This is a genomic window from Corynebacterium sp. HMSC055D05 (genome assembly GCF_001810365.1).
In the GTDB taxonomy this organism is placed as follows: Bacteria; Actinomycetota; Actinomycetes; order Mycobacteriales; family Mycobacteriaceae; genus Corynebacterium; species Corynebacterium coyleae.
The window spans coordinates 78,146-99,403 of the sequence record NZ_KV801024.1; the positions used below are offsets into that span (position 1 = coordinate 78,146).

Consider the following 21,258-nt stretch of genomic DNA (forward strand, 5'->3'; position numbering starts at 1 on the left):
AGACAACGATGCCTAAAGCGAAAGTAACCAAGGACCCGGTCCGCCCGGTCAGCAGCACCTCCACCGGCGTGTCCCGTACCCCTGTCAAGGTCAACACCGGTGGCACCCCAGTGTGGTACAAGGTCATCATGTTCGGCCTCATGATTCTCGGTCTGGCGTGGCTGATCCTGTACTACCTCGCCGGTGACCAAATTCAGTTCCTCGCCGAACTCGGCCCGTGGAACTACGCCATCGGCTTTACCGGCATGATCCTCGGTCTGCTGATGACCATGGGTTGGCGCTAAACCGGTTTTCCCTGCTTAAACGGGGCGTCGCGGAGTGTTTCCGCGGCGCCCCGTTTGTTTCGTTTACCCCCGGATTCGGTGAATTCTACAACAGTTTTCTGCACAAACCTGTGCACTCGATTATCACTTTATCAGTGAGAGTTAAATCTCACCTCAACGTTTTCAAAGGAAAAGTCACCGAGAAAGGACCGCCCGTGCGCGCAATCCGTTCCGCCGTTGCAGCACTCGCAGCCGTCGCCATCGCCGGCTCCGCAGTCACCGCAACCGCTCAAACCCTTGAAGAGTCCTATCCGGAGACTCCGGCAACCAACGATGCTCTGCCGATCATCCACACCTACCGTGGTTCTGACCACCTGAAGGCCAACGTCCTCAACCCACGTCCGGTCTGCAACTCCACCGAGGACTACCGCACCGTCGTGTACAAGGTGAAGGACAACTTCCTGCCGGTGGGCACCATCTCCACCACCAACCTGTCCGACAAGGCCATCCCGCTGTCCCAGGACCTGTCCCGTACCCAGTCCATCTCCGCGTCCGTCAACGGTTCTAAGACCGAGACGATCACGCTCGGTGGCTCTGGCTCCAAGGACGGCCTGCAGGGCAACATCGGCTACTCCCTGGCCAAGTCCCTCGGCTGGGACGTCTCCGGCTCCCTGAGCTGGTCCGTCGGCCAGCAGATCGGCCCGTACGAGGTGCCGGCAGGCAACACCGGCGAGGCCACCTACGGCTTCCGCACCGTCACCATGACCGGTACCCAGCAGCGCTGCCGCCCGAACGGCACCTGGGCCACCCCGACCGCCTGGATCGCCAATATGCCGGTCAAGAACGAGGTGCGTGTCAAGAACTACGCCACCCCGGCCGGCTCCTGGGCACCGAACAAGGGCGCACAGGTGACCACCCCGGTGGACAACCCGAACCCGGCGTACAACGAGGACGTCAAGAAGATCGAGACCGGCGCGAACCTCGATGACGTTGACAAGGTTGAGGACGACAAGGCAGCAGACGTCACCAACAACGACATCACCGACGAGGGCACCAACATCATCGACGAGGTCGAAGAGACCAACACCGGTGAGGTTGAAGAGGTCATCGAAGCAGAAGAGAACGCTGTGCGCGAGCTCGACCTGCAGCCGCACTTCACCACCTCCACCTGGAAGGCTTCCGGCTTCGCAGGCTCCGTCGCGCTGCGCGTGAAGAACGTTGGCGACAAGCGCTACTGGGGCGAGTTCCCGGCCGTCACCTTCCGCGTTGAGGTCGGCACCTTCGCCGGCCCGGAGGGCGTCGACCGTCTCATCACCACCACCCGCTACAACGGCTCCCACGTCCGTGACCTTGGCTACGACTTCGACCGCAACGTCCGCGTCTTCGAGGTCACCCTGTCCAACCCGGTCAACGCTGGCGACGACATGCTGCTCGCCGGCTTCTCCTTCGGCGACGGCAACACCAAGGAAGGCCGTCTCCACAACACCCTGACCGTCACCCAGACCGGCCGCCTCGCAGGCGACACCTCCCTGTACAACGACCAGAAGGTGTCCTCCCTCGACGCAACCACCTCTGACTTCGGTCGCCAGGTCCGCGGTACCTTCTAAACCCTTCTAAAACCGCGAAGCTGAAAAAGACCGTTGAGTCTGCTGACTCAACGGTCTTTATCTTGCGCTAGTTGTTCTGTGCCGCGCGCTTCTTCGCCAGCGACTCACGAACCCTGGTCTCAAGGTCCGCGTCGACCTTGCCCCAGTACTCGTAAACGCGCTCCTCGACGTCCTTGTTCTTAATCGCCATCATCTTGTTGGTGATGTTGTGAACGAAGCGCTCCTTCTCCCCGTCGTCGAACACGTCGCGGTAGAGCGTGCCAGCCTGGCCGAAGTCGTCGTCCTCCGCGTGCTTGACGTACGCAGCACGCACAAGGTCAGTACCCTCCGGATCCGGGTTGACGTAGAGGTTCTCCGCCTGGCCGTAATCGGTGAAGTTGGAGGAGGAATCCTCGCCGTTGTCCAAGTAGCCGGCGCCCTTGTCGGTGCGGTTCGGCGAGTAGTTCGGCTCGTTCTCCTCGTTGAAGAAGTACGCCATGGAACCACGCTCAGCGTAGGTGTTCACCTCGTTGATCGGGCGGTTGACCGGCAGGTCCTTGTAGTTCGTACCGATGCGGTAACGCTGCTGATCCGAGTAGGCAAACACACGCGCCTGCAGCATACGGTCCGGCGACAGACCCACACCCGGCACCAAGTTCGCCGGATCAAGCGCAAGCTGCTCGATCTGCGCGTGGTAGTTCTTCGGGTTGCGGTTCAGCACAAAGTAGCCAACCGGGATCAGCGGGTAATCCTTCTGCGACCAGGTCTTAGTCAGGTCGAAGGGGTTGAAGCGGTAATCCTTCGCCTCCTCGAACGGCATGATCTGCACCTTGACGTCCCAGATCGGGTAGTCGCCCTCTGCAATCGCGTTGAACAGGTCCGCACGCTGGAAATCCGGATCGGTACCGGCCTTCTCCGTGGCCTCCTCGTCGGTGAAGCACTCCCAACCCTGACGAGTCTTGAAGTGGTACTTCACCCACACCGGCGTGCCTTCCTCGTTGATCCACTGGAAGGTGTGGGAGCCGAAACCATCCTGGTGGCGCGACGTCTTCGGGGTGCCGCGGTCGCCCAGGAGGTAGGTCACCTGGTGTGCGGACTCCGGGGTGCGGGTCCAGAAGTCCCACTGCATCTCGTCGTCACGCAAGCCCGAGTTCGGCTGACGCTTCTGCGAGTGAATAAAATCCGGGAACTTCATGCCGTCGCGCAGGAAGAACGTCGGGGTGTTGTTGCCCACGATGTCGTAGTTGCCGTCCTCCGTGTAAAAACGCAGCGCGAAACCGTGCACGTCACGCCAGGTATCCGGCGAGCCAGCCTCACCCGCGACCGTGGAAAAACGCGCCGCCATCGGCGTAACGGTGCCAGGCTGGAACAGCTTCGCCTTCGTGTACTGCGACACATCCTCCGTGATGTGCAGCTCGCCAAACGCGCCGTGGCCCTTCGCGTGCGGGATACGCTCCGGAACGTTTTCCCTGTTGAAGTGGGCTAACTTCTCGATCAGGTGGACGTCGTTAAGCACATTCGCCCCCTGACGACCCTGCGTCACCGAAATGTTCTCCGACGCAACCGGCTGACCACTCAACTCAGTGGTACGGCCCTTGCCCGCAGGACGCTCGCCCTTAGCGACGATCTCCTCCGCCTTACTCTTCTCAGCCATGCTCACTCCTCAGTTCGCTGTTGTTGTCGTGTACCCCGCCCAGCGTAGGTACTTCCGTACGAACGGGTTGGCGAAACATTCGTATGCAGCGTCGACGGTGGCTACCAAGTACGTTTTCTACGCTTCTCCACGTCGCCACCAGAAGGCGGCTCCACGTTGTAGCCGAGGTCTCGAAGCGCCTCCGCTGCCTCCGCAGGATGATCCCGAACCGCAGCGCGGAGCTGCTTGTCCAGCCACCCCTCTCGCGACTGCAGCAATTTGCTCTCCCACCCAGGTTTTCCTCGGAAGCCACATTCGCGGACAACGAAATATAAGAAGTCCTCCAGTGAAGGACGGAACCGTCGCCCTCCTACGGGAAAATGCAGGGCTTGTAGGTCGCCTTTGCGCCTGTCCTTGGCCTTTGTTCCCTCGAAGTTCGCCATAAGGGCAACACTTAACAACCCGGAGATCCCCGAAGAGTGAATATGCGCCGTAGGGGCAGAGGTATATCCGCGTTCATACTCGAACCTGATACCAGGTGAAGTGCGGACGCGGATCTCGAACTTGCTTCGATCGACGGCCAAATACTGTTCGCCTGAACCGATCGCGAGCTCATATTCGATAAAAACCTGATAGATCGCACTGTAATCAGATTTCGAAACCCCCTGGTCAGACTGTCCAGATCCGTAAACAAGTGGCAGTTGAAAACTACCGACAACGCGATCTTCATCCGTATTGGATTCGGCGTTGCACCGAACGTCGCGAATGGACGCGACTGGCAATACATCAAGCGCCAAGTCGAGTGCCTGCTGCAGGAACTCTACAGCCTCTTTCTCCACGCTTAACGCTCCCCGAGAAGTGACTCCACCCTGCGCAACTCGTCGTAGATGTCTCGCTGCTCGTAGGTGAACCCGCCTGACCAGGCAAGCTCCTTCAGCACGTCATCAGATGGCAACGCAACCCCCAAGGATTCAGTCAACTTCGCACGCAAATCGCGTTGGCGTGCTCGCAGCTCTGCATTGGTAAAGCGGCGCACTTTCAGCTTCATGAGAATCACCTTCTTTCTTTTGGCTCTGATCCTAGCCAACAGCAGCGACACTGCTCTCCAGCTATTCGAACACAACTATCCACACCTGTGGATAACTCTGTGCACAACTCCACAGGCACCGTGGATGTGCTGGGGATTATTCGAAAACACCAGGTAATTTCGGCGTGTCGTTTTCGCTGTTCGACGTGTCGTTCGAGAAAACACACGCGTGTAGTTCTCCACATTGTGGATAACGCTTGTGGATAACTCCGGTTAGTACACAGGGATCGTCGACGGCACCGTGAGCAGCCACACCACCGGCACCGCAGCCACCAACGCCGAACACGCCGCCACCCACCGCGTGCGCACATTCGGCGAGGTCAGCCACCACCCCATCACCGCACCCGCGACCAGCCCACCCAGGTGCCCCCACAGCGACACCGTCGGCGACATCAGCGAATACGCCACGTTCACCGCTACCAGGGTGAGCGGGGCGCGCAGGTCGGTTGATCGTCGATAAGCAACTGCGATGAGCACCGCCATCAGCATGTACAACGCCCCCGACGCGCCCGCCGTCGGCGTTGTGAAATTAAACGCAAGCACGCTAATCGACGACCACAGCACCCCCGCGCAATACGCCACCGCAAACGGACCCGACCCCACAAAGCGCTCCACCTCCGCGCCAATGAACACCAACATGAACATGTTCAACGCAAGATGCGTAATGTCCAGGTGCAGAAAGCCCGCGCTCAACGTGCGCAAATAACCCCAGTCGTACACCAACGGGCCGAACAGAATCATCTGCTCCCCCACCGGCGAATCCCAAATCACGTCCATCACACTTCTCGACTGCACCGCCGTCACCACAAACACCAACGTGCACAACGCAGCAATAACGGAGGTGGCCGGAGCATTCTTCAACGTGTTCTTCATGGCATTGGGGAACATGGCCCTCAGCGTACTTTGGGCACGAAAAAGCCCCCGCCAACTGGCGAGGGCTGATCGAGGCGTGTCTTCTTACTTGACCTCGACCGAGTTGATCACAACGTCCTCAACCGGACGGTCCATGCGACCGGTCTGAACGTTCGCGATCTCGTCGACAACCTTCTTCGACGCCTCATCCGTGACCTCGCCGAAAATGGTGTGGCGGTTGTTCAGCCACGGGGTGGCGTCCACGGTGATGAAGAACTGGGAACCGTTCGTACCTGGGCCCGCATTCGCCATAGCCAGCAGATACGGACGATCAAACTGCAGCTCCGGATGGAACTCATCCGCGAACTGGAAACCCGGGCCGCCCGTGCCGGTGCCGGTCGGGTCGCCGCCCTGGATCATGAAACCCGGGATGATGCGGTGGAAAATCGCACCGTCGTAGAACGGGCCCTCGGTCGTACCCTGGGCGTTCTTGGTGGCGTACTCCTGCTCGCCCGTCGCCAGGCCAGTGATTACCTCAACCGTCTTCGGCGCGTGGTTGCCAAACAGGTCAATCACGATATCGCCGTGGTTCGTGTGCAACGTCATCGTTTGTGTCTTCTGAGTCATGCCGACCAGACTACGCGGAATCGTCCGAGGGCGTTCGCCGGGTCGGCGGTTGAGCGTCCTGGGCTGTCCTGGGCTGTCCTGGGCTGTCCTGGGCGGTCCAGGACTTTGATCGCAAACCCAGCGAACCAGTCCCAGCGAATCGTCGAAAATTGCCGATTCGCTGGGACTGGTTCGCTGGAAACTCGATCGGAGGCCTCGGCTAGCACGTTGCTCTTGTGCATCGGCTCCCCAGCGGATACTTTTAATCCAGCATCATAAACCGGGGGGTCATATGGTTGGGGAAAAGTTGACGCAATTGCTCGTCGGCCAGGCGGTCGCCGAGGCGGAAGCATGCGTAAAAGTTGCATCGCGTCGATACGTGCGCCTCGAAGCGTGGAACGCGCTGCGGCCGTACGAGCGCGAGTACTTACGCTGCTACGCAGCAGGTTCATCGGCCCATCGCTCGGTGTTGGTGAGTCGCTCGGCCGCCCGCCTACTGAACATGTGGACCATCCCGGACGGCAAGGAAGTCATCGAGCTCGCACAAACGCACGGTACGCCACCATCCACGAAAGACTGGCCCGACGGTCTGCGTTACCGTCACATGCGGATCCCTGAATCGGACGTCTACTGCATCCACCGGACCGACTGCATCGGTGCGGACCGAAAAATACAGGTGACAAGCCCAGAGCGCACCGCGATCGACATCGCGCGGTTTCACGGCGTGCGTCAGGGCGCGGTCGCGATGGACTGGCTTCTAAGCTTCGGCACCCTCCAAGAAAAGCGGAGACGATGGGAGACCATCCAAGCCAAAATTGCCCGTCTCAAGGGAAAACGAGGGATTGCGAACGCACGGCGGGCACTCGAACTTGCGTCTCCTTGGTCAGAGTCACCGTACGAGACCCTCCTGCGTGTGATCCTCCACGAAAACGGTATTGAGGTGGAGATGCAACTGTGGATCGGACCAGATTTCCGAGTCGACCTGATCTGGGGAAACCTCGTTATTGAGATCGATGGCCTCGATAAGTTCGAGAACAAGCCTCACGATGCCGTCCTCTCTCAACTCAAGCGCGAAACTTGGATTCGTGAGCAGGGATACGAGGTCATCCGATTTTTCACACGGGAGATACTCCGGAATCCGGAGGAATGCGTCCGCCGGATACGGGAGGCGAAAGCACGGGCAGACAAGCGTGGCGAGCCGCAAGTCGCCGCGACCCAGCAACGTCCAAGGCAACGCCAATCCCGATTCCCCTAGAGCGCGCCGCGCCGCACCCCTGAAACGAAAGAAACCAGCGAACTACACCCAGCGAATCGCGGTTTTCGGGCGGTTCGCTACAACTAGTTCGCTGGAAACTCGAAGCGGGGGCGGGGGCACCGGCGCACCGGGGCACCGGCGCACCGGCGCGGCAGAGCACGCCCCGGCGCGACCGGAACCTACAGGCCGGCGACGACCTCGTCGCGGGCGGCGACCAGGTTACGCAGGGACGGGTCGACTTCGGCGTAGCCGCGGGTCTTCAGGCCGCAGTCCGGGTTGACCCAGAGGCGCTCGGTCGGCACGTGTTCGAGCGCGGCACGCAGCAGGCCTGCGATTTCCTCGGTGGACGGCACGCGCGGGGAGTGGATGTCCCACACGCCGGGGCCGATTTCGGAGTGGAAGGTCTCGTCGATGTCTTCCAGCAGTTCCATCTTGGAGCGGGCTGCCTCGATGGAGGTGACGTCGGCGTCGAGGCCGGCGACGGCGTCGATGATCTGGCCGAACTCCGAGTAGCAGAGGTGGGTGTGGATCTGGGTCGACGGCTTCGCGTTCAAGGACACGAGGCGGAAGGCGCGGACGGCCCAGTCGAGGTAGGAGGCGCGGTCGTCGGCACGAAGTGGCAGCAGTTCGCGCAGGGCCGGCTCGTCGATCTGGATGACGTTGATGCCGGCTTCCTCGAGGTCGGCGACTTCGTCGGCAAGGGCGACGCCGATCTGGTCAGCGGAGACGGACAGCGGCACGTCGTCGCGCTTGAAGGACCAGGCCAGGATGGTCACCGGGCCGGTGAGCATGCCCTTGACCGGCTTGTCGGACAGGGACTGGGCGTATGCGGACCAGTCGACGGACAGGGCCTTCGGGCGGGAGACGTCGCCGACGACGATTGGCGGACGGGTGCAGCGGGAGCCGTAGGACTGGACCCAGCCGTTCTCCGTGACGACGAAGCCGTCGAGGAGTTCGGCGAAGTACTGGACCATGTCGTTGCGCTCGGCTTCGCCGTGGACGAGGACGTCGAGACCGATCTCTTCTTGCAGTTCGATGACCTGCTTGATTTCGGCCTTGAGGGCTTCCTTGTAGTCGGCGTCGGAAAGGGAGCCTTCGCGGTGGTCGGCGCGGGCCTTGCGGATTTCCTGGGTCTGCGGGAAGGAGCCGATCGTGGTGATTGGCAGGGTGGGCAGCTTCAGCTCTTCGCGCTGGATCTTGATGCGCTCTTCGAAGGCCGGCTCGCGCTTGACTTCGCCCTCCGGCAGCTTTGCGACGCGGTCCACAACCGCCTGGTTGTGAATCGTCGTCGATTCTGCACGGGTGCGCACAGCGCGGTCGGACTGGGCGAACGCCTCGGCTGCGGCGTCCGGGCCGGCGACAAGTGCCTGGATCTCGGCGAGCTTCTCGTCAGCAAACGACAGCCACGGTGCGACCTCAACCGGCAGGTTGCGCTCGGCCTTGAGGGTGTGCGGCACGTGCTGCAGCGAGGTGGAGGTGGAGACGGATACCGGGCGGCCGAGGGACTCGAGGACCTCGGTGCGTTCGCGCAGGTTAGCGGCCCAGACGTTGCGGCCGTCGATGATGCCGGCGACGAGGTGGGTGGTCTCCGGGATGGTGGTGCGGATGCGCTCCGGGTAGTCGGCGTCGGCGTCGAGGGTCCACGGGGCAAGGTCGACGTGCAGTGCTTCCACGCCGAGTTCGCCGAGGACCGGCAGGGCCTCGCGGGCGGAGCCGTACGGGGTGGTCAGGTAGACGTTCGGGCGACCCTCGCGGCCGAGCAGATCAGACCAGGCCGAACGCAGGTACTTGGCAATCTCGGCGTCCGGGGTGGACAGGTCGGCGACCACGGCCGGCTCGGCAATCTGGATCCACTCCACGCCGGCGTCCTTGAGGGCCTTAAATACCTCGGCGTAGGCGTCGACAAGCGCTGGCAGCAGCGACCACTCGGCAGGCTTGGACAGCGCAATGAGGGTGACCGGGCCGACGAGGAACGGGCGAACCTTGTGGCCGGCCTCGGCGGCTTCCTCGACGATGTGCAGGATGCGCTCCGGCACGGCCTTAATCTCCTGACCAGCCTCGATCTCCGGCACGAGGTAGTGGTAGTTGGTGTCGAACCACTTGGTCATCTCCAGCGGCACGCGGGTGGCGTTGCCGCGGGCGAGCGCGAACTCCTCGTCCAGATCCACCCCGCCCGGCACGAGGCCCACGGTCAGCGCGGTCTCGAGCACCTGGTCGTAGAGGGCGACGTCGGCGGGGATGGCGTAATCCTCGGTGAGGCCGAGGTCGCGCAGATGGTTGTAGTTGTTCACGCGGAGGGCGCGGGCGGTGGAGCGGAACGTGTCGGCGTCGATACGCCCTGCCCAGTAGCTCTCAAGCGCGTGCTTCAGCTCGCGGTTCGCGCCGATGCGCGGGTAACCCTCGATGGTTGCCTTGGGGAAGGTGGTCATGGTTTGTCCTTTATCTATTGGATGCCGATGCGGTCCAAGAAGTCCCGCGTGACGGCCAGGTTGTTGTGGGTGTACACGTGGAGTCCGCCGGTGCCGGCGTCCAAAATCTCCCGCGCAAGCTTGGCGGTGAGTTGCATGCCGGTTTCGTATTCGTCGTCAGCTTCGAGCAATTGCTTCTCGACGACCTCAGGCACCTCCAACCCCGACAACTCACCCATCCGGCGCACACGCTTCAGGGAAGTCATCGGCATAATCCCCGGAATCAACGGAATACGCACACCAGCCAGGCGTGCCACCTCGACAAAGTCCAGGTAATCCTGCGCCTCGAAGAAAAGCTGCGTAATCGCAAAATCGGCACCCAGGCGCTGCTTAGTCAGCAGCACATCCAGGTCATGGTCGAAATTTCGCGACTCCTCATGCCCCTTCGGGTAGCACGCAACCGACAGCGCGAGCTTGCCGGCGGCGAGGCGAAACGCCTCCTCTTCCTGCACCTCCTCAATGAGGTTGAGCAGGTCGGTGGCGTACTGCAGGTGGTGCTCCGGCATGCCCGTTTCGGGCAGGTCGCCGCGGAGTGCGAGGAAGCCGCGCACGCCGGCGTCGATAAGCGTGCGGATCCACTCGGTGAGCTCCTCGCGCGTACCCGCCGTGCAGGCAAGGTGAGCGATCGGACGCAGGTCGGTGGTTTCCGCGATTCGGGAGATCACCGCGGCAGTGCCTTCGAGCCACTCGCTGCGACGCGAGCTGGTCACGGAGACGTAATCCGGGTTGTAGGCGGCCAGGCCCGCAATGAGTTCGTCCATCTTGGCCACGCTGTCGGAGGGGCGCGGCGGAATGATCTCAAAACTCAACGCAGTGCGCTGGCGCTTCGGGCGGGGGCGGCGGATCACCGGAGCGCCCTCGCGGTCGATGGGTGCCGAGGCGGAAAGCCGGGTCGAAGGGGAGGCTTCGAACATGGCGGACCTTTCTCTCGGCTGGCTGTCATCGGGACTTGTTGCACCGTGGTTAAACGGTGACTTGAAACTTATGTTGCCCGTTTCCGCGCCACAATCAAGGTTGTCTATTTTGCTCGTTTACGCAGGTCATGCGGCTGGTTTTCGTGAATGTAAATACCGCACACTGAACCGCTTGGTTCATTTTTGCGTAACGCTTGGTACGGAGCCGTTCTGCGGGGGCTTCGCTACGCTAGACACCGAACCAATCGAACAAAACTTGAACCCGCTAAACAAAGGAGCCCACATGAACCTCAGGACCATCGGCATGGCCTACGCCCTCGCAAACCAAGGCCTGAAGTACTTCCGCGACCAAAACGACAAACGCGAGCGCGACATTTACCAGTCCCTCATCGACACGCTTAAAGACGGCGACCTCTCCGACCTCACCGACAAATTCGACCGCGACCAACTCCAGGAGCTCTACGGCGCCGCCCGCGCCGAAGCCGGTGAAATCACCCGCAAGGCCCACGAGCGCCTCGACCGCCGCCGCGCCGCCTTCGACGCCGACGCTCCCCTGCGCGCCGCCCAACTCGCCTTCCTTAAAGACCACGCCAAGGAGAAGAAGGACGAAGGCCGCAGCGTGCTCGGCACCATCGGCTCCGTGATCAAGTGGTCGACGCTCAGCGCCGTCGCCGCAGGCAGCGCATGGGCTGCGTGGGAGTTCTTCCTCAAGGAAAAAATCGCTGAACTTCGCGACGACTCCCCCGCCGACCTCGACCTCGTCTCGGTCGCCGAGGGCGGCGCTGGTCGTGCTGGCGGTGCTGGCGCTGGTGGGACCTCCACGCTGGTCTACTCCACCACTACCGAGGACGACCGCGAAGCACGTTCGGCCGACGATTCTGACGATTCCGCAGGTCGCCACCGCCTGGAGGACTAGCGCCACGTCCCTTCCGGGCCCAGCCCCGTTCCCGAACGCCTATACGTTCGCGCGCCAGCCGGCCATGAGGTGGCGGACGAGGCGATCGCGCACGTCGGGGAGCAGATCGGCCAGGGGTGAGGCAAGCGGTCGGGTGGCCACGATCAGTTCGGTGGCGAGCTGCAGCGCGGTTTGGCCGGGGGCGACGATGTTGTGGGGCACGGCTTCGTCGATAAGCAATTGCACGTTGTGCATGAAGGTCTCGCGGCGTTCGACGATGATGCGGGGGCCGTCAGCGGAGGGTTCGGCGGCAAGGGCGGTGGCGAGCATGCCGACGCCGGAGTCGACGATGGCCCAGACGAAGCGTTCGAAGCTGCCTTGGGGGTCGCGGTGGAAGTCGGCGAGGGTGTCGTCGAGGAGGGTTTGGAGGTCATCGATGTAGACGATGGCGCAGGCGTCGTAAAGCGATGCGCGCGATGGGAAGTGGCGGTAGAGGGTGGCGATGCCTACTCCGGCGTCGGCGGCGATGCCTTCGAGTGTGATTTCGGAGCTGGGGCGGGTTTGGATCTGTTGGAGTGTGGCCGTGATGATTTGGTCGCGTTTTTTGCGGGCGTCTGCGCGCATGGCACTCCCCACTCTGGGTTTGACAGTGATTGAATTGGGAAGCACCATATCACGGGTTAAGTGATAGTCCACCCTACGGTTAGGGGACCGAATGTCTGCAATCCTGTCGGTACAGGGCCTTGTGCTGCGCAGTGGTGACGAGCCGGAGTCGTTCGACGCCGGCCGCGGTTTGACGCTGCTCAACACGGCGCGCGAGTCTGATTCGACGCTGCTCAGCCTTGCGCTGGCGGGTCGCTTCCGCCCTGCAGAGGGCACCATTCTGCTTGATAGCGAACCCACCACCCACCACGACCGCTTCCGCGATGTCGCCTTGGCGGGCGTACCGGAGATCGACTCGATCGATCGCCTGGTGCGCGTGCGGGATGCGGTGCGGGAGCAGATTGCGTGGTCGCAGAGTTTCTTCAAGCGCACCCCGCGCAGCCCGGAGGCGATTAAGGCGCATCCGTACGTGGAGAAGTGGTTGGAGCCGCTGCAGTTGGAGGAGCTGGATCTGCTGGCCAAGGTCGGCGACATTACTCCGCTGGAGCGCTTCCGTCTGCGCGTGTTGCTTGCGTTGATTTCGCGTCCGGAGGCGAAGTTGCTCATTGTCGACGACATCGATCAGGTCCGTGACATGAAGTTGCGCAAGTTGCTTCTTAGCGACCTCCGCGGCGTCGCGGTCCACCTTCCCGTGATGGTGAATACGGTCAATGAGGAGGGGCTATGAGCGGCCTGCATATCGGAACCGATTTCCGGAAGTTTTTGAACGGCAAGCTCCCACCGCTTGCCCTTGTTGCCATCATGTTGCTGCCGTTGCTGTTCGGCGGTTTGTTTGTGTGGTCGTATTGGGATCCACTGGGCAATTTGTACAAGTTGCCGGTTGCGTTGGTGAACTCGGATGAGGGTGAGAACGGCGACCAGGTGGTTGACGAGCTGTTGGAGCAGCGTCCGTTGGATTTCCAGTTGGTCAGTGCCGAGGAGGCCAAGGAGGGCATTGCTAACGGCACGTATTACCTGGGTATGGAGATTCCGACGAACTTCTCTGAGGCTGTGACCAGCGTGAAGTCAGAGGATCCACATTCGGCGAAGATCAACATCACCTTGAATGAGACGAACGGTTTCATCCCGACGGTGTTGGGTGATAAAGCCGGTGAGGCGGTCGCGGTTGCGGTGTCGAACTCGGTTGGTGAGAAAGTGGTGGACCAGCTGTTCGTCGGCATTAATACGTTGTCGCAGGGCGTGCAGGACGCCGCGGATGGCGCGGGCAAGCTCGACGACGGTGCGAATAAGGCCAAGGACGGCTCGCAGAAACTCAACGACGGCGGCACGAAGCTCAACGACGGTATCCAGCAGCTCAATGACAAGGTGCAGCAGATGCCGGGTGCGGTGGGCAAGCTCGACGGCGGTGTGGCCAAGTTGCAGGACGGTGCGGCGCAGCTTAATGACGGCATCACCACCGCATCCGGCGGCGCCTCCAAGCTCTCTAACGGCCTGGATCAGTTGCAGGCGGGTACCCAGCAGTTGGGTGCCGGTGCGACGAAGATCGCAGGTGGCGTGGATAAGCTCACCGGCTTTGCTGGCACGTTGAACCAGGCGCAGGCGGCGTTGGCTGACGTCAATGCGAACCTGGACCGCGTGATCGCGGATCTGGACCGCTCCCCTATCCCGGGCTCGAACGAGTTGGCCGCGCAAGCTCGTGGCGTGAAGGCACAGTTGAACGCTGGTCCGCTGCAGGCGGTGCCGGGCAACGACCTGGTTGGCCAGTTGATGCAGTTGCAGGCCGGTGCGCACGAGTTGGCCACGCAGTTGTCTGATCCGACCGCGCAGTACCGCGGCGGCGTGGATAGCGCCGTAGCGGGTGCCCGCACTCTTGCGGAGGGTCTGGCCCGCCTGCAGGACGGTTCGGGCACGCTGCTGGCCGGCATTACGACGCTGAAGGACGGTACGTCGAAGTTGGTCGTCGCTGCGAATACGGCGACGGATGCGACCTCGAAGTTGGCGGCCGGCTCGAACCAGTTGGTGGTGGGCCTGAGCGATTTGAACGACGGCCTGGTGAAACTTTCTGACGGCACCGGCGAGCTCTCCATGAAACTTGCGGACGGCGCCAAGGAAGCCCCGAAGTGGGAAGGCGAACGCCTGGACAAGGCGATCCACGCCGCCGCGGATCCGGTGACCCCGCAGCACACGGGCGACAGCGTGACTTACTTTGGCAAGGGCTTAAGCCCGTTCTTCCTGGCCCTGTCGCAATGGTTCGGTGTGCTGATCACCTACATGATCATGAAGCCGTTTAGCCGCCGCGCCATCGACTCGGGCGTGAGCGCGTTCCGCGTGATGCTGTACACGATGATCCCTTCCGTGATCATTGGCTTTGCGCAGTCTGTGGCGCTGTGGGTGGTGCAGGTTGGTGTGCTGAAGGTGGAGCCGCAGCACCCGGTGGCGCTGTTCGGCGTGTTGGTGTTCGTGTCGTGGGTGTTTATCTCGGCGATTATGGCGTTGAACACCACGTTGGGCCCGGCGCCTGGCCGTTTGGCCACGATGGCGTTGATGTCGCTGCAGTTGGTGGCGTCGAACGGCCTGTATCCGCCGGAGGTGCAGCCTGGGTTTATCCAGTGGGTGCACACGTGGGATCCGATGCGCTATTCGGTGGATTTGGTGCGCTACGCCCTGTTCGGTGCGCCGTCGTATGACCCGCGTCTGTGGACTGCGCTTACGGTCCTGTTGTTCGTCGCGGCCCTGTCCATCGCCATTACGTGTTTCGCGCTGCGGAAGCGTCGCACGATGGCGTTCAAGGACCTGCACCCTGAGTTGACGGTGTGAGACGCCCCCTAGCCATCCTGCTGGCCGCCGCGCTTGTGCCGCTCGCGGCGCCGCAGACGCAGGCGTTGCAGTTGCGGTGCCACCCCGTGCATGTGATTCAGGCGGCGGGGTCCGGTTTTTCGCATTCGTGGCATCCGTCCGCGCGCGAGTCGCTTTTCGACGACACCTCCTCCCCCGCCGACGACCTCCAAACCCGCTTCGGCGCCCGGACGGTGTCCACGTTTCAGGTGAAGTACCCGGCCTCGCTGGGCCGCTTCAGCGTGTTCGGTACCTCGGGCAACGTCCCGGAGGGCACCGAGGCGGCCACGTATGGGGAGTCGGTGCGCTACGGCCGGGACGTGGCCACCTTGGAGATGGAGACCGTGGCCCGGCATTGCCCCGGCACCCGGTTCATTTTGATCGGCTACTCCCAGGGCGCCCACCTGGTCGGTGATGCAGCAGCGGAGGTTGCCGCCGGTCGCGTGCGGGGTGTGGGTGCGGATGACATCGCCGCCGTCCTTCTCTTCGCCGACCCCGCCCGCGCGCCGCTGGGTGACCCGGCGCCGCAGCAACCTTCGCGCCTCTACGCCGAACCACCTGCGGGCGTGCGCGGCCGCAACGGGGAGACGGTGCAGACCGGTGGCACGACGCTCAACCCCGCGTTCGAGGGCCTCGCCGGCACCCGCACCACGCCGTTTACCGGCCTGGAGGGCAAGGTGCTCTCCCTGTGCAACGGCGCGGACATGGCGTGCGCGACCGATCCCACGAGCCCGCTGCGCACGCTTGCGGATGTGGCCATGCGCGATGTCACACCCGGCCCCTTCAACGCCATCACCGGCATCCGCGTCGCCCGCTTCCGCGACTTACGCGCGCAGGGGCTGCCGGTGCGCGAGGCGTTTGAGCAATCGGGCCTCTCACTTATCGACGCCACCCTCATCCCCCAAATCATCATCGAAGCCACCACCGCCGCCACCGCCCTCGGGCAGCACGCAGCGCGCACCAGCACCACTCCCCCAGCCGAACAAGCCGCCATCGCGCTGCTCGCCGCACTGCCGGAGTTGGCCAAGGAGGGCGTGACCTGGCCGTGGTTGTTCCAGGCGCTTGAGCCTCTGCGCGATCAGGCGGCGCAATTGCTTGACGACGACACCACCGCCTGGCTCGATCTCACCCTCGAAGTGTTTCGCACCATCCATGCTGTGGAGCAGTTCAGTTGGCAGCTGCATCGCCTCGGCGTGATCCCCCGCACCCCAACCGGCACCGAGGGCCGCCAGGCCTGGGCGCATAGCACCGTGGCGGCGTTGTGCGGGCAGGTGCTGGATGTGACCGGCCTACGCGCCGCTTACGAGGATCCCCAGAACGCAGTGCTGGTGTCGTCGGCGCAGCGTGCTGGCGATTTCGGGCCGCGGCACATGTCGTATTACAAGTTGGGCTTCACTGACATCCCCGGTGGGTTCAAGGTGGGTGGCCAGACGGGGTATGACTATGCGTTGGGGTGGCTTGACCGGGTGGTGCGTGGGGTCGTCGCAAAGTAAATGCGCAAGAGAAAACCCGCCGGGCTTTCGCCTAGCGGGTTAGCTCACTGCAGGTTTACTTGTCCTCAGCGGGCTTGTTCTCTTCGGTGCCCTTGTCCTTGGACTCCGGCATCTTGTCGGAGGAGCCCTTCATCAGGGTCTCGTTGCCGGTCGCCTTGCCCACCATGTAGGAGGAGGTGTACTCACCTGCACCACATGCGCGCATGACGCCGTCGACTGCCAGGAGGCCGAGGGTGATCGCACCCAGAGCGCCGGCTGCGAGGCCGATCATCTGCGGGTTCTCGATAGCGAACGCACCCTGGATGCCAGCCGCACGCTGTGCACGGTTCTCGTCGTGGATGCCCAAACCGCGTTGGATCTGGTCGTTCGCCTGACGGATTGCCGCGTTGACCTGGGCGGAGACCTGCTCTAGGCCCGGGATCTGAACCTGCGACAGGATACCCAGCGGGATAGCCAGCAGCAGCGGCGCGGTCATGCCGACGATGCCGGCGATGCACGTGCCGTCGAGCTCAGAGGAGCCCTTGGTGGTCTGGTTTCCGGTCTCACCGGTCACCTTGACATTGAGCTTCAGGGTACGGACGTAGGACTGGTTGCCATTCTTGTCAACCAGGACGTACTTCAGGCTGTCGCCAGGTGCGCCCTGATCGGTCTCGACAACGACCTTGCCGTCCTTTTCCTTGACGCTCTTGACCTTGCCGCCGTTCTCAACCGGAACGAAGCTCTTCACACCATCCGGCAGGGTGATGGTGATCGTGCCGGTGGTCGGGTTGTTCGTGTATTTGATCTCCGGCAGATCCTTGTTCGTACCAGTGGACTTGCCGTTGGAGACCAGCACACCAGAGTCTGCAGTGTCCACCGGAACAATGTCCAGCAGGATCGTGCGCAGAACGGTGCCTTCGCCGTCACGCTCTTCAACGCGGATGACCTGGCCGACGGTGTCCGGCTTCGCCGTGACTCGGAAGTTGCCTTCCACCGTGCTGGTGGTCACGTACTCGCTGCCCGAGGTGATGAAGAACTTACCGCCATTCTTCATCGGCGGGATGTCGGTGTAGCCGGTAACCGGGATCACCGAACGCTGCTGACGGTTGGTAGAGACGCGGCCCTGTACGACGTTCACCGTGTAGCGGTTCAGCACAGAACCGTTGGAGTCGCGCTCTTCAACGACGCCGGACTTGCCTGCGGCGTCAGCCTTTGGCTTGAGGATCCACTCGCCATCGGTGGTCTTCGGCTCCTGGAAGAACTCGCCGCCCTCAACGAGCAGGAAGCTGTTCTTGCCGTTGACAACGGTCGCACGGAACTCGGAGTTCGTGGAGACGGTGTAGGTGGACTCGCCCGACTTCGGAGCGACCATGTTCAGGTGGTACTCGGCCCAAACGCCACGGGCGTCCTTGACCTGGATCTTGACCAGACCAGTCTTGTCCGGCAGACCCGTGATGATGAACTGATCGTTCTTCTCATCACGCTCGATCTTGACAAGGTCCTCGCCCTCGGTGACGACATAATCGTCGTCCTTCGCGCCCGGAATGCGTGCGGTTGCGTTCCAAGCCATCTCGCGCTCAAGCGGCTTGACCTCAGCGTCGCGGCCCGGGGTGACGTTAATGGTGTAGCGCTCGAAGACGAAGCCCTCGTCCGTGAGGTTCTCCAGAACGATCTTGCCGTCGGCGTTGCGGTTGAACTCGATCTTCACCGACTTGGTATCACCGGTCGGCAGCGAGTTCTCGTCAACAACGAGCTTCTTGGCCTCGTCCTTGTTCTCATCGACAACACGAAGGTTCGTGCCTTCCAGCTCGAGCACGTTGTCGGAAGTGACATCGTATTCGAGGTTGCGGACCGGAGCCGGGGTGACGTTGTAGGTGAACTTGGTGATCTTCTCGTACTTGCCGTTGGCGTCGTCCTTGAAGTTGAGCGCGGTCTCGAGAACCTGGACCTGGCCCTTTGCACCCGGCTTGAACACGAGCTTCCAGTCGCCGTCCTCCGCAATCTTCGACTTCTCGAAGTCGATGATGCCGTCGTATTCCTTCTTGTAGTGCTCGAGCATCTTGTCGAAGGAGTCGAACTTCTGGTCAACGTCGAAGGTGAAGCGGTTCGAAACCCGCCCATCGCTGTTTACTTCGTTGTAGCCCAGGGTGAGATCCACAACCGCGCGGTCGACGATGTTGCGGGGTTCATTCTCCTTGAAGTCGAAGCCATCAACATCCTGAGCAGGGTTGACCTGGATGTTCCAGACACCGATCAGGGTTCCGGTCTTCTTGTCGATGATGTGGATGATCGCCTCACCCGTGAAGCCATTGCGCGGCTTAACGGTCCAGATGTCCTGGTCAGCACCTTCTCCACCAAGCTTGCCACGGCCTTCGGTGACCTCGACATCGCCGGAGATGACCTTGATGTCCCACTCGCTGCGACGCTCGATGTTGACCGAGCCGTTGCTCTGAATCTCGTAGTTACGGATGACCGGGCCAGAGTTGACATCCTTCTTGATGTCAATCGTGTACTTGTATTCGACACCGTTCTTGTCGGTGAAGACAACGACGACCTTGCCCTCGCGGTCCTTATCCTTCGGCGTGATGACCCAGGTGTCGTTGTCACCCTCGGTGATGTCCACCAAATCGTTGCCTTCGACGATCTTGAAGGTGCCGCCGCGACGCTCCACGATCGCCGTGGAGGTGCTCAGGATCTCGCGAACAACCTCGAACTTCGAGGTGGTGTTCTCGATGGTGACGATGTTCTCGCGCTCGTTGCCGCTCTCGTCGACCGTGGTGACGACAACCTGGCCGCGCAGGTTGGTGTCGGTGACCTCAACCTTCACGCCCTGCTCGTCCGGATCAACCTTGATGCTGCCTGGCACAACCTTGTGCTCCACGCCGTTTTCATCGATGTAGACGCGATTCTTAATCTTGTCACCCGGGTTCAGCGGGATGATCTTGACGCGGTTCTCGCCGTTCGGGTTGAGGGTGTAGAAGAAGTTGTTGACCGTGACGTTGGTCTGGGTCTTCACCGTGATGGTGTCGGACACCTTCACGCGGTAGATGTACTGGTTGCCGCGCTCATCGGTGATGAGGATCTCGACGTCGCCCTCGCCCTCGAAGCCCGGCTTCGGGGTGATGATCAGCTTGCCGTCCTCGGTGCGCTCCACGATGACAATGTCGCGGCCCTTGGTGACCTCGAAGGTCCAGGAGCCCTTAATGCCACCCGGCAGCTCGATCTCCTTGGACTTGTCCTTCTTGGTAAAGCCAGCGAAGTAGTAGTACTCGTGGATTTCCTTAACGGACTCGTACACCTTCTCGGTGTAGTAGTTCTCCGTGAGAGTGACCGTGTTGGTGGTCGTGACCGGCTTCGGAGTCTCGGTCTTCGTGGTGGTAACCGTCGTACCCGGAACGTCCACAACGGTGGTACGCGTCGGGGTGGACCAGTGGGTTGCGGTAACCGTGGTAGCCGGCTTGGTCACGACGACCGGGGTGTCGCTGATCGTCTCAGTGACAGTGGTCGGCTCGCCCTCAACGGTGGAGGTAACAGTCTTCGGAGCCGGGGTCTCGGTAACCGTCTTCGTGACGGTCTCGCCGCCCACGACCTCGGTCGTCGTCGTGACAACCGGGGTGGCCTTAACAGTTTCGGTTACCGTCTGACGCGGGCGGGTCGTGCGAACCGTCGTGTACGCGGTCGGGAGTTCCTTGCGCTCCGTCACCGTCACCTCAGGGTGGGTGTAGGTGGCGGTTACCGTACGCGGGCTCTCCGTGACCATCGTGGTGGTCTTGTGCGCCGGAAGCGTCTCGGTGGTGGTTACGGTCGACGGATCCTGCGGGATCGTCGTCGTCTCCTCGATGGTTTCCTTCTGCGGTGGCGGCTTCGGGCCCGGCAGGCCCGGCTGCACGATCGTGATGATGCGCTGGAAGGTCCAGTGCTTCTTCGGGTTCAGGTTGAGGTTGTAGTTCTTCGGAACCAGAACGGTGACGTACTCGCCCTCGGTGTAGTTCTCCTTCACCGTCTGGAAGTTCGCGTTCTTCACCAGAACGTAGTTCGGGGTGCCGTCGCCCTGAACGTCCTGACGCTTCCAGATGATGTCGAAGCCGGTCAGGGAGGAGAAGAGGTACTTGTTCAGGCGGTTCTCGTGGAAGTAGCCACGGATCTCATTCAGCGAGCCGAGGTTGTTGGAGAGCAGTGCCTGGAGGATGCGGTTCTTCGTCTGAATCTGGTACACGAGGTTCGAAGACGGGTTCTTCTGGTACTGCTCGTAGTCCTTGATCAAGGACTTGGTGACGTTGATCGCTGCGAGACGCACGTCGTCGTTAATACCCAGGCCATCGCCGAAACGGCCGGAGGCACCGGTGAGCTTACGGACCTCGTAGCCACCGATCTCATTGTTCCAAGGGTTGTCGATACCCCAGTCGATGCACCAACCCGACGCAACCTCGTTCGGCAGAACGAACGTGTTGACGTCGAACGGCTGGTTACGGAGGTCTTTGTAACCATCAGAGTAGAACTGGCGCAGTTCCTGCTCGCTGAGCGACTGGTAAGCACCGACGATCTGCGCGCTGGAACCGGTGTAGGTAAGTGCCAACGCGTCAGGCGCAACACTCACTGCGGTACCGGCAATCAGGGTGCTCGAAATGAGCGCAGCCATGGCGCGCTTCTTCAAATGTGCGTTCTTCAACGGCTTCATTCCTTACAACTCGGAGGAGATATTCGAAGCAGCCTTGAGATCACCTGAACACGGATCTCCAAACTGATAACTACATATTTAAGCGCAATATCGGCTTGGAGAATAGTCCGA

General features: G+C 61.9%; 16 protein-coding genes. 7 read left to right on the forward strand and 9 right to left on the reverse strand.

Features of this window, described 5'->3' with window-relative positions:
• Positions 1-8 precede the first annotated feature (8 nt).
• Together crgA and HMPREF2734_RS00400 are read left to right on the forward strand one after the other, a co-directional pair.
• The gene (gene crgA / locus HMPREF2734_RS00395) at positions 9-284 is read left to right on the forward strand and encodes a cell division protein CrgA (RefSeq protein ID WP_070449902.1); all 276 of its coding nucleotides are present in this window, start codon (positions 9-11) and stop codon (positions 282-284) included.
• Between the two features lie 194 nt (positions 285-478).
• Positions 479-1,870 carry a hypothetical protein gene (locus HMPREF2734_RS00400; protein WP_070421949.1) on the forward strand — a complete coding sequence of 464 codons (1,392 nt, stop codon included), beginning with the start codon at positions 479-481 and terminating at the stop codon, positions 1,868-1,870.
• A gap of 67 nt (positions 1,871-1,937) precedes the next feature.
• Here HMPREF2734_RS00400 and HMPREF2734_RS00405 read toward each other — a convergent pair whose 3' ends face one another.
• The 5 genes from HMPREF2734_RS00405 to HMPREF2734_RS00425 form a co-directional block, all read right to left on the reverse strand.
• Positions 1,938-3,503, reverse strand: coding sequence for a catalase (locus HMPREF2734_RS00405; protein WP_070568171.1), 1,566 nt, complete (start codon positions 3,501-3,503; stop codon positions 1,938-1,940).
• Positions 3,504-3,604: 101 nt separating this feature from the next.
• The gene (locus HMPREF2734_RS00410; protein ID WP_070568173.1) at positions 3,605-4,321 is read right to left on the reverse strand and encodes a hypothetical protein; all 717 of its coding nucleotides are present in this window, start codon (positions 4,319-4,321) and stop codon (positions 3,605-3,607) included.
• A gap of 2 nt (positions 4,322-4,323) precedes the next feature.
• A complete protein-coding gene (locus HMPREF2734_RS00415; protein WP_070449894.1) occupies positions 4,324-4,530 on the reverse strand; it encodes a hypothetical protein in 207 nt (68 codons plus the stop codon).
• 252 nt (positions 4,531-4,782) lie between these two features.
• The gene (locus HMPREF2734_RS00420; RefSeq protein WP_141750381.1) at positions 4,783-5,457 is read right to left on the reverse strand and encodes a rhomboid family intramembrane serine protease; all 675 of its coding nucleotides are present in this window, start codon (positions 5,455-5,457) and stop codon (positions 4,783-4,785) included.
• Between the two features lie 69 nt (positions 5,458-5,526).
• A complete protein-coding gene (locus HMPREF2734_RS00425; RefSeq protein WP_070421945.1) occupies positions 5,527-6,048 on the reverse strand; it encodes a peptidylprolyl isomerase in 522 nt (173 codons plus the stop codon).
• 286 nt (positions 6,049-6,334) lie between these two features.
• Here HMPREF2734_RS00425 and HMPREF2734_RS00430 point away from each other — a divergent pair, with 286 nt between their 5' ends.
• A complete protein-coding gene (locus HMPREF2734_RS00430) occupies positions 6,335-7,282 on the forward strand; it encodes an endonuclease domain-containing protein (protein ID WP_168163584.1) in 948 nt (315 codons plus the stop codon).
• A 179-nt stretch (positions 7,283-7,461) separates the two neighbouring features.
• Here the strand turns inward: HMPREF2734_RS00430 and metE are convergent, their stop codons facing one another.
• Together metE and HMPREF2734_RS00440 are read right to left on the reverse strand one after the other, a co-directional pair.
• On the reverse strand, positions 7,462-9,711 hold the full coding sequence (gene metE, locus HMPREF2734_RS00435; protein WP_070568179.1) for a 5-methyltetrahydropteroyltriglutamate--homocysteine S-methyltransferase: 2,250 nt from the start codon (positions 9,709-9,711) through the stop codon (positions 7,462-7,464).
• Positions 9,712-9,725: 14 nt separating this feature from the next.
• Positions 9,726-10,664 carry a methylenetetrahydrofolate reductase gene (locus HMPREF2734_RS00440; RefSeq protein WP_070568182.1) on the reverse strand — a complete coding sequence of 313 codons (939 nt, stop codon included), beginning with the start codon at positions 10,662-10,664 and terminating at the stop codon, positions 9,726-9,728.
• Positions 10,665-10,947: 283 nt separating this feature from the next.
• Between HMPREF2734_RS00440 and HMPREF2734_RS00445 the strand changes: the two genes are divergently transcribed.
• Entirely contained in the window at positions 10,948-11,580 is a 633-nt protein-coding gene (locus HMPREF2734_RS00445; RefSeq protein ID WP_070568186.1) for a hypothetical protein, read from the forward strand.
• Positions 11,581-11,619: 39 nt separating this feature from the next.
• Here the strand turns inward: HMPREF2734_RS00445 and HMPREF2734_RS00450 are convergent, their stop codons facing one another.
• Complete coding sequence (locus tag HMPREF2734_RS00450; protein ID WP_070568188.1) at positions 11,620-12,183, reverse strand: TetR/AcrR family transcriptional regulator; 564 nt, start codon at positions 12,181-12,183, stop codon at positions 11,620-11,622.
• Positions 12,184-12,274: 91 nt separating this feature from the next.
• Between HMPREF2734_RS00450 and HMPREF2734_RS00455 the strand changes: the two genes are divergently transcribed.
• Genes HMPREF2734_RS00455 through HMPREF2734_RS00465 form a run of 3 tightly spaced genes read left to right on the forward strand, consistent with a single transcriptional unit; the run spans position 12,275 to position 16,490 of the window.
• The gene (locus HMPREF2734_RS00455; RefSeq protein WP_070568191.1) at positions 12,275-12,889 is read left to right on the forward strand and encodes a hypothetical protein; all 615 of its coding nucleotides are present in this window, start codon (positions 12,275-12,277) and stop codon (positions 12,887-12,889) included.
• Positions 12,886-14,979: a YhgE/Pip domain-containing protein gene (locus HMPREF2734_RS00460; RefSeq protein WP_070421938.1), complete on the forward strand. Its 2,094-nt coding sequence runs from the start codon at positions 12,886-12,888 to the stop codon at positions 14,977-14,979. Before HMPREF2734_RS00455 ends, HMPREF2734_RS00460 begins: the two co-directional genes overlap by 4 nt.
• Positions 14,976-16,490, forward strand: a complete 1,515-nt coding sequence (locus HMPREF2734_RS00465) for a cutinase family protein (RefSeq protein WP_070568194.1) — start codon at positions 14,976-14,978, stop codon at positions 16,488-16,490. The genes HMPREF2734_RS00460 and HMPREF2734_RS00465 overlap by 4 nt, the downstream gene beginning before the upstream one ends.
• A gap of 55 nt (positions 16,491-16,545) precedes the next feature.
• Here HMPREF2734_RS00465 and HMPREF2734_RS00470 read toward each other — a convergent pair whose 3' ends face one another.
• Complete coding sequence (locus tag HMPREF2734_RS00470) at positions 16,546-21,147, reverse strand: hypothetical protein (protein WP_070568197.1); 4,602 nt, start codon at positions 21,145-21,147, stop codon at positions 16,546-16,548.
• Positions 21,148-21,258 lie beyond the last annotated feature (111 nt).